The organism is Mycobacterium sp. (assembly GCF_052145595.1).
In the GTDB taxonomy this organism is placed as follows: Bacteria; Actinomycetota; Actinomycetes; order Mycobacteriales; family Mycobacteriaceae; genus Mycobacterium.
The window spans coordinates 47,799-55,971 of the sequence record NZ_JBKQOI010000161.1; the positions used below are offsets into that span (position 1 = coordinate 47,799).

Below are 8,173 nucleotides of genomic sequence, written 5' to 3' on the forward strand. Positions count from 1 at the left end.
GCACCCTCGCGGCTGTGGTCCCGGGCTATCCGGCGGGGCGGGCCCACGTCCTCGTGACCGGATCGCACTGCAGCAAGTACCCGTCGTTTGAGGTGGACATCGCGAACACCGAGGTGCCGGGTCTGTCGCATGAGCTACCGGAGGCGTGAACTCCCATCGTGATCGGGGCTTTGGCCCAGGTGTTGCCCTCGCAGACGACCTGCTCGTTGTTGGTTGGGTCGTAGGCGAGCTTGTCCACGTCGCTGCACAACCCGCCGAGGACGGCCGGTGCCGGGTGGGACGGCGCGGTCGAGGTGTTGACGACCTGGGTGGGGTCGGCCAAGGGCACGCTCGGCGGCGCGTCACCAACACGGGTGGCAACCACGGGCACCCGCACCACCGCGCCCTGTGCGCCGCACTCATTGGACAGTGCGGTTTGCGTCACCGTGCCGCGCAGCGTGCCGTCGGCTTGCGGCGCCAACGACCCTGCGACGGTTTCCTGCTGGGTCGCCTGCACTTGTCCGTTGGGCTGAGTGCAGCCCGACCGCTCCTCCTGAAATCCGCCCTGCCAATAACCACCAACGAAGCGCAGCGCGTACGTGTGACCGCCGTCGGTGGCGCTGGCGACCTGGTGGTTGGCGTCGTCGAGCTGGGTCCCGGTCGCCGCGCACCCGTTGGCGGTGCACACCGAGCGGAACGCCCACCAACTGGTGGCTGGGCCGTCGTGACGGATCGGGATGCCGTTGGTGGTCTGCTTGCTGCGGTCGTAGGTCAACTGGTAGGTGCCATTGAGTACCGGACCCCCGGGCCGAGCGGGCGCAGCGCTGGGCGCCGGGACGGACGGTTTCGAGGCAAGCGCAGGGACGTTGGTCGGAGAATTCTCCGGCTGAAACGTGTACAGGGCCGACCAGGTCGCCGCGATGGCGATCAGCACCGCGCAGACCAGCGCGGTCGCCCATCGGGTCCGTGACGAAAACCTGTGGTTTATCGCCGCGATCGCGCCGCGGATTCCGCGCCGCCGCGGCGGGGTCATCAACGCGGTACCGGCTTGCGCGCCCCGACCGGGCTCGGAGGCCGCGTCGAACTGCCCGCTGAGGGCGGCCGCGAACGCGCGACACCGCTCGAACCTGTCCTCGGGTTGCTTGGCAAGGGCTTTCAAGAACACGTCGTCGAGGTGCGCCAAATCCGGGCGGTAAGCGCTGAGCCGGGGGGGATCCTCGTGCAGATGCTGGCTGATCACCGCGATCGGGTTGGAGTGCTGGAACGGCGGCGCACCGGTGAGCAGATGAAACGCGGTGGCGGCCAACGCGTATTGGTCTGCCCGGCCGTCGATGTTGGAACCCGTCAGCTGTTCGGGCGCGGCGTAGGCGACCGTTCCCACCGCGACATTGGTCTCGGTGATACCGCTGATGTTGCCGAGGTGGCGCGCTACGCCGAAGTCCGCCAGCAGGATTCGGCGTTCCCCGTCCTCGGGATGGGTGAGCAGGATGTTGGCGGGTTTGACGTCGCGGTGCAGCAGGCCGCGATCGTGGGCGTAGTCGAGCGCACCGGCTACGGCTTGCAGGATGGCACACACCTCATGGATTGGCATCCCGTCCTGGTAGCGCTCCTTGACCAGTCGGGCGGCGTCGGTGCCTTCCACGTAGTCCATGGAAATCCAGAGCTGACCGTTGAATTCGCCACGATCGTGGACGCCGACGATGTGCGGGTGCCACAGCGTTGCGGCAAGATCGGCTTCCCGGTTGAACCTCTCGCGGAACTCGGGATCCGCGGTGACCGCCTCGGCGAGGACCTTGATCACGTCGCGACGCGGCAACCTGGGATGCAGAGCCAGATAGACCTCGGCCATGCCGCCGACGCCGAGCTGCCGCAAGATCGTGTAGCCGGCAAATGGCGGGCCACCGGTCAACGCGAGAAGCGATCCGCTCTCCTCGCCGTGGTGCTCCGCCGCCGCAGGCGCGGCGTTCGGGGCCGAGCTGACGGGAGGAACGCGGCGGAACAGGTGCGCGACGGTCGCTGAGGGCAGCGACTGAAAGCCCGCGCGCAGGGCCTCGCGGGCCCCGCGCGGGTTGCTCAGCAGCCGTCGCCCGGCATCAATGCGCCGGGTAGTCCCCCTGTGATCGTCCATCTATGGTTGCCCCCTTGTTTTCTCGGCACTACCTGCGGGTATCGCCGAAATCTGACGCGGGACGGAACACCCTGGGCGTTTGCGTCGGGATCGGGACCCGTTGCTTCGCACGTCCGGACACAATTCTTTTAGCTCCCCTCACATTCGAATCATGCCGGGCCTCGGTGGGCGATTCGTCTCAGCAGGCTATGAAACTGCTATGAGTGGCCGAGTTGAAACAAAGCCAAATCACAGGCGAGTCCCATGGAGCGCACTCGAGCCGCGGACCGATACTTGAGTAGTGACCCGACCCGCCCCGCCTGTCCTGACAATCCGGCACGACGGGTCCCAACGTTCCTACGCCGCGGGCCACGAGGTGGTCATCGGACGTGACGTGAACGCCGACCTGCGCATCCCGGATCCGCGGATCTCCCGCGCGCATCTGATACTGCGGTTCGACCAAGGCCGCTGGCTGGCAATCGACAACGGGTCGCTGAACGGGACCTATGTCAACGGCTACCGGATGCCGGTCATCGACATCCACGACGGCCAGAGCATCAACGTCGGGAACCCGCAAGGCCCGCGGCTGACGTTCGCGATCGGACCGCAGCACGGCCAAGCCAACCGGCCACCCCAGCCGCGACCGACCCGGGACTCCGGACCGCCCACTCTGGCCTGGTCGGCGATCCCGGAGCAGACGAATCCCACGCAGCCGCCGGCGCCGCCGCCCGGCCAGACCGGCAGCCAGCCAAGAAGCCCCGCTCGAAGCGGTCCCAACCTCGCGCCGCCGCGTCCAGTGCCGCCCAACCGGCCGGCCAGGCCACCGAACCCGCCCCCGCCGAGGCAGCCGGTTTCGCAGCCGCGCCCGGCGCCGCCACCACCGATATCGACCGCGGGAATGCCACCGCCGGTGATGCCGCCTCGTGGAACGCCACCCGATCAGCCGACCGTGGTCGGTACCGGAGCACTTGCCCGGCCGGAGTCGACGCCACCGGCCGAGGTCACCGTGATCGACGCCAAGACGGCCGACGTGTCCAACCTGGCGACCAGGTTTGTGAAGTTGTTCTCGCCGCGCTCGTCGGCCGCCGCGGGCACCGCCGGCGCCAAGACGATCGGTCGCGCCGCCGACAACGACATCGTCGTCTCCGACGTCCTGGCGTCGCGTCAGCACGCGACACTGGTGCCGACGCCGCTCGGCACCGAGATCCGGGACAACAGCATCAACGGAACTTTCGTCAACGGCACCCGGGTCGGGTCGGCGATCTTGACCGAGAACGACGTCGTCACCATCGGCAATGTCGATCTGGTATTCCGCGATGGAACCCTGATCCGGCAAAGTCAGGCCGCGACGCGGACCGGTGGCCTGGAGGTGCGCGGGGTCAAGTACGTCGTCGACAACGGCAAACAACTGCTCGACAACATCTCACTGGCGGCCAGGCCCGGCACCCTGACCGCGGTCATCGGCGGCTCGGGCGCCGGGAAGAGCACGCTCGCCAGGCTGATCGCCGGGTATCTCCGCCCCAGTTCGGGCTCGGTCACCTTCGAGGGCCACGACATCCACGCCGAATACGCGTCGCTGCGCAGCAGGATCGGCATGGTCCCGCAAGACGACGTGGTGCACCGCCAGCTAACGGTCAACCAGGCGCTGGGGTACGCCGCCGAACTGCGGCTGCCGCCCGACACCAGCAAAGCGGATCGCGCCAAAGTGGTCGCGCAGGTACTCGAGGAACTCGACCTGACCAAGCACGCCGACACCCGCGTCGACAAGCTGTCCGGCGGTCAACGCAAGCGCGCTTCGGTGGCGCTGGAGCTGCTCACCGGGCCGTCGTTGCTAATCCTCGACGAGCCGACTTCGGGTCTTGACCCGGCGCTGGACCACCAGGTCATGACGATGCTGCGCCAGCTGGCGGACGCAGGTCGCGTGGTGATCGTGGTGACGCACATGTTGTCCTACCTGGACACCTGCGACCAGTTGCTGTTGGTGGCACCGGGCGGCAAGACGGCCTACTGCGGCCCGCCTGACCAGATCGGTGAGGCGATGGGGACCACCAACTGGGCCAAGATCTTCACCAAGGTCGGCGCCGACCCCGAGGAGGCCAACAGGCGCTTTCTGGCTCAGCGTGAGGCCCAGAAGCGGCCCCAGAAGCTCATGCCGGACAAGGCCGACGAGCCGGGTGACCTGGGCGAACCGGTGCACACCAGCGTCCGGCGCCAGATCTCGACCGTCGCCCGCCGGCAGGTGCGCCTGGTCGTCGCCGACCGCGCCTACTTCATATTCCTGGCGTTGTTGCCGTTCATCCTTGGCGCGCTGTCGCTGACCGTCCCCGGCAACAGTGGATTCCATGTTCCCGCCCCGCACGCCGGCACGCCCGACGAGTCCGCACAGATACTCAACCTGCTGCTGCTCGCCGCGGCCTTCATGGGCACCGCGCTGACGATCCGCGACCTGGTCGGCGAACGGGCCATCTTCCAGCGCGAACAGGCAGTCGGATTGTCGACCTCGGCCTACCTGCTGGCCAAGACCGCGGTGTTTTGCGGCTTCGCCATCCTGCAGTCGGCGATCACCACCACGATCGTGGTGGTCGGCAAGGGCGCGCCGACGCAGGGTGCCGTGCTGCTGGGCCACGGAACTCTGGGGGCCACCTTCGAGCTGTTCTTGACCGTCGCCGCCACCTGTGTCGCCTCGGCCATCCTCGGCCTGGCCATTTCGTCGCTGGTCCGCTCCAGCGAGCAGATCATGCCGCTGTTCGTCGTGTCGATCATGGCGCAGCTGGTGCTGTGCGGCGGGATGGTCCCGGTGACCGGCCGGCTCGCCCTCGACCAGCTGTCCTGGGCGATGCCGGCGCGCTGGGGCTACGCGGCGGCGGCGTCCACGGTCGACGTACGCCACCTGGTACCCGGTTCGCTGCTGCCCCAGGACCGGTTCTGGCAGCACACATCAAAGATCTGGCTGCTCGACATGGGCATGCTGGCCGCGCTGTCGGTGTTCTATGCCACCTTTGTGCGGTGGAAAATCCGGCTCCGACGTTAAGGGGTCGTTACGGGCCGAAAGGCTGACCATCATCCATCCGCCGAAGCACGAGACGTTCGACCTGGTCGCCCGCACCAATACCGACCCGAAGGGGATGGTGCGGGCCGTCGACGAGTACGTGGCGCGCCCGTGGGGGCTCTACGTCGCCCGTCCCACCCCCGGACGGGCTCAGTTCCACTACCTCGAGTCGTGGCTGCTGCCGTCGCTGGGCTTGCGCGCCACCGTCTTTCATTTCAACCCGGGTCATGAACGCGACCACGACTACTACCTCGACGTGGGTGAATACACGCCCGGCCCGAAGGTGTGGCATTCAGAAGACCATTACCTTGACATCGAGGTGCGGACCCGTATCGGCGCCGAGCTGGCCGATGTCGATGAGCTGCTTGACGCCGTGCGCCTGGGTCTGCTGACCCCGGAGGTCGGCGAGCAGGCGGTGCGGCGCGCCGTGGGTGCCGTCGACGGTCTGGCCCGCAACGACTATGACCTGCACGCATGGCTCGCGGGCAACGGCATGCAGCTCACCTGGCGCGGAGCATAGTCTCATGACGGATTTCGCCGGTCTGCCCGCCTCGGTGCGCGCGGCGCTGCACGACGAGCCGGTGCCCGACTGGCGGGCTCCCGCGCTGGCGACCCTGACCGAGAAGCGGTTTTCCGATCCGCAATGGATCTTCGAACGGAAATTGGACGGGATGCGCTGCCTGGCGTTTCGCGACGGCGACCGGGTGCGGCTGCTGTCGCGAAATCGCCAGCCGCTCAACGGAACCTATCCGGAGCTCGTTGACGCGCTCAACGCCCAGCACACCACCCGGTTTGTCGTGGACGGCGAGGTGGTGGCGTTCGAGGGACGCCGCACCAGCTTCGCCCGTTTGCAGGGACGTCTGGGCATCACCAACCCCGACGTGGCCCGGGCGTCGCCGGTCCGCGTCTTCTATTACCTTTTCGACCTGCTGCACCTCGACGGCAAGTCGACCATCGATGTGCCGCTGCTGTGGCGTAAACGTCTGCTGCGCAATGCCTTTAAATTCAACGATCCGCTACGTTACACCACCCACCGGGTCGAGGATGGCACGGGAGTTGGAGAAGCAACCTACCGGGCTGCGTGCGAACGTGGCGACGAAGGGGTGATCGCCAAGCTGGCCGACTCGAAGTACGACGGCCGCCGCTCGCCGAATTGGTTGAAGTTCAAATGTGTCCGCGACCAGGAGTTCGTCGTTGGGGGTTACACCAGTCCCAAGGGCAGCCGTATCGAGTTGGGCGCGCTATTGATCGGCTACCACGAAGGCCGCGACCTGGTTTACGCCGGCAAGGTGGGAACCGGTTTCGACGAAACCACGCTGCATAGCCTGCATGAGCGGCTGTCGCCGCTCGAGCAGGATGCACCACCGTTCACCCGGGGTCTGGTGCATGAAAAGGGCGCCCACTGGGTACGCCCGCAGCTGGTGGTCCAGATCGGGTTCACCGAGTGGACACGCGACGGCAAGCTGCGCCACCCCCGCTACCAAGGCTTGCGTACCGATAAGGACCCCGACGACGTCGTACGGGAGACACGCTGATGCCACGCATCGAGGTCGAGATCACCCACCCGGACCGGGTTTTGTTCCCCGAGGACGGCATCACCAAACGCGATCTTGCCGACTACTACGGCGAGGTGGCCGGCACGATGCTGCCGCATCTCAAGGGCCGGGCACTGAACGTGCAACGGTTTCCCCGGGGAATCGGTGAACAAGGGTTCGTGCAGCAGGATTTCGCCGATTCCCTGCCGGACTGGATGAGCGGCGTCGAGGTCGCCAAAGAGGGCGGCACCGTGGTGCATCCGCTAGCCGACCGCCCGGAAGCGTTGCGCTGGCTGGCCAACCAGAGCTGCATCGCATTGCACGTGTGGCAGTCGCGGCAGGGGCGGCTGAACAATCCCGATCGGCTGGTCTTCGATCTCGACCCGTCCGACACCGACTTTGCCGTGGTGCGGGCGACCGCCCGCGCGGTGGCCGGGGTGCTGGACGAGCTGGGACTGGCGCGCTATGTGCAGACCACCGGCTCGCGTGGACTGCACGTCGTCGTGCCGCTGCGCGCTGACACCGATTTCGACACTGCCCGCGAATTCGCCCGCGACGTCGCCGAGGTGGTGGTGGCGGACGACGCCGCGCACCGCACCGTGGAAGCCCGCAAGGACAAGCGAGGCGACCGGGTGTATCTCGACATCATGCGAAACGCGTACGCTCAGACCGCGATCGCACCGTACTCGGTCCGCGCCCTCGGTGGTGCGCCCGTGGCCACCCCGCTGGAGTGGGATGAACTGGACGTTCGCGACTTGCGGGCCGACCGATTCACGATCCGTGATCTTCCGAAACGGCTTGCCGGGCAACGCGATCCGTGGGCCGATATGTATCGGCATGCCCGTTCGCTGACCCGTCCCGCGCAGCGCCTGGCGAAGCTTCGTGCCTGAACAGCGTTAACCACGCTGCCGACCTGCGCAAGCTGCGCGGCCGGGCGTAATCTCGGCAGCTATGCTCCCCAGGAAGCGCAGATGGATGCCGATCGCCGCCTTGACAGTCATCGCGGCCGGCTCGCAGCCAAGTCCGGCAATCGCGCGGGCGGATCTCCACAACATCACCTACCGGGCCAGGATCGACGCGCTGACAACCGGTAGTCAGGCCACGTTCGTGATCAACGGCGGCCAGACGAGTACCACCGGCCTTCCCTCCATGCCAGGCAACGTCTTCGAGGCCAACACGGTGCTGGGCGATCCGCAGCAGGCCGGCTTGCGGATTGTGCTTCATTTCCCTTACTCGGCGAACGTGCACTGCGAGATCGACGTGGACGACAACGTCTTCACACAGGTCGACCAGATGGTCAGGGCGGGGCCCGGAAGCGCCGACCCGATGAACGGGGTGCTGCAGTGCGGCGCACCCTTGCCAAGCTAAGTTCCCGGCTAGGCCGAAGTTCCCCCTGGTAGCACGGGTCTGAATCCAGTTTGCCCTTGATGAGCAGGTGTTCTGTGTCCATTTGGCAGCTGATGTGTAGTCATGTATCGAAAGCGGTATATCGGCGTGTCTCTG

General features: G+C 67.0%; 6 protein-coding genes. 5 read left to right on the plus strand and 1 reads right to left on the minus strand.

Going from position 1 to position 8,173, the window contains the following annotated elements; translation table 11 throughout:
* Positions 1–25: 25 nt before the first annotated feature.
* Positions 26–2,107 (minus strand): serine/threonine-protein kinase, encoded by a 2,082-nt coding sequence (locus ACLP4W_RS14545; protein ID WP_442386999.1) that lies wholly within the window; start codon positions 2,105–2,107, stop codon positions 26–28.
* A 280-nt stretch (positions 2,108–2,387) separates the two neighbouring features.
* Here ACLP4W_RS14545 and ACLP4W_RS14550 point away from each other — a divergent pair, with 280 nt between their 5' ends.
* The 5 genes from ACLP4W_RS14550 to ACLP4W_RS14570 all read left to right on the plus strand — a co-directional run bounded on the left by ACLP4W_RS14550 (position 2,388) and on the right by ACLP4W_RS14570 (position 8,038).
* On the plus strand, positions 2,388–5,117 hold the full coding sequence (locus ACLP4W_RS14550; protein WP_442387001.1) for an ATP-binding cassette domain-containing protein: 2,730 nt from the start codon (positions 2,388–2,390) through the stop codon (positions 5,115–5,117).
* Between the two features lie 97 nt (positions 5,118–5,214).
* Positions 5,215–5,655, plus strand: a complete 441-nt coding sequence (locus ACLP4W_RS14555) for a DUF402 domain-containing protein (protein WP_442387015.1) — start codon at positions 5,215–5,217, stop codon at positions 5,653–5,655.
* A gap of 4 nt (positions 5,656–5,659) precedes the next feature.
* Entirely contained in the window at positions 5,660–6,670 is a 1,011-nt protein-coding gene (ligD, locus tag ACLP4W_RS14560; RefSeq protein ID WP_442387003.1) for a non-homologous end-joining DNA ligase, read from the plus strand.
* Complete coding sequence (gene ligD, locus ACLP4W_RS14565) at positions 6,670–7,560, plus strand: non-homologous end-joining DNA ligase (RefSeq protein WP_442387005.1); 891 nt, start codon at positions 6,670–6,672, stop codon at positions 7,558–7,560. Before ligD (ACLP4W_RS14560) ends, ligD (ACLP4W_RS14565) begins: the two co-directional genes overlap by 1 nt.
* 61 nt (positions 7,561–7,621) lie before the next feature.
* The gene (locus ACLP4W_RS14570) at positions 7,622–8,038 is read left to right on the plus strand and encodes a hypothetical protein (RefSeq protein WP_442387007.1); all 417 of its coding nucleotides are present in this window, start codon (positions 7,622–7,624) and stop codon (positions 8,036–8,038) included.
* The last annotated feature ends 135 nt before the right edge of the window (positions 8,039–8,173 follow it).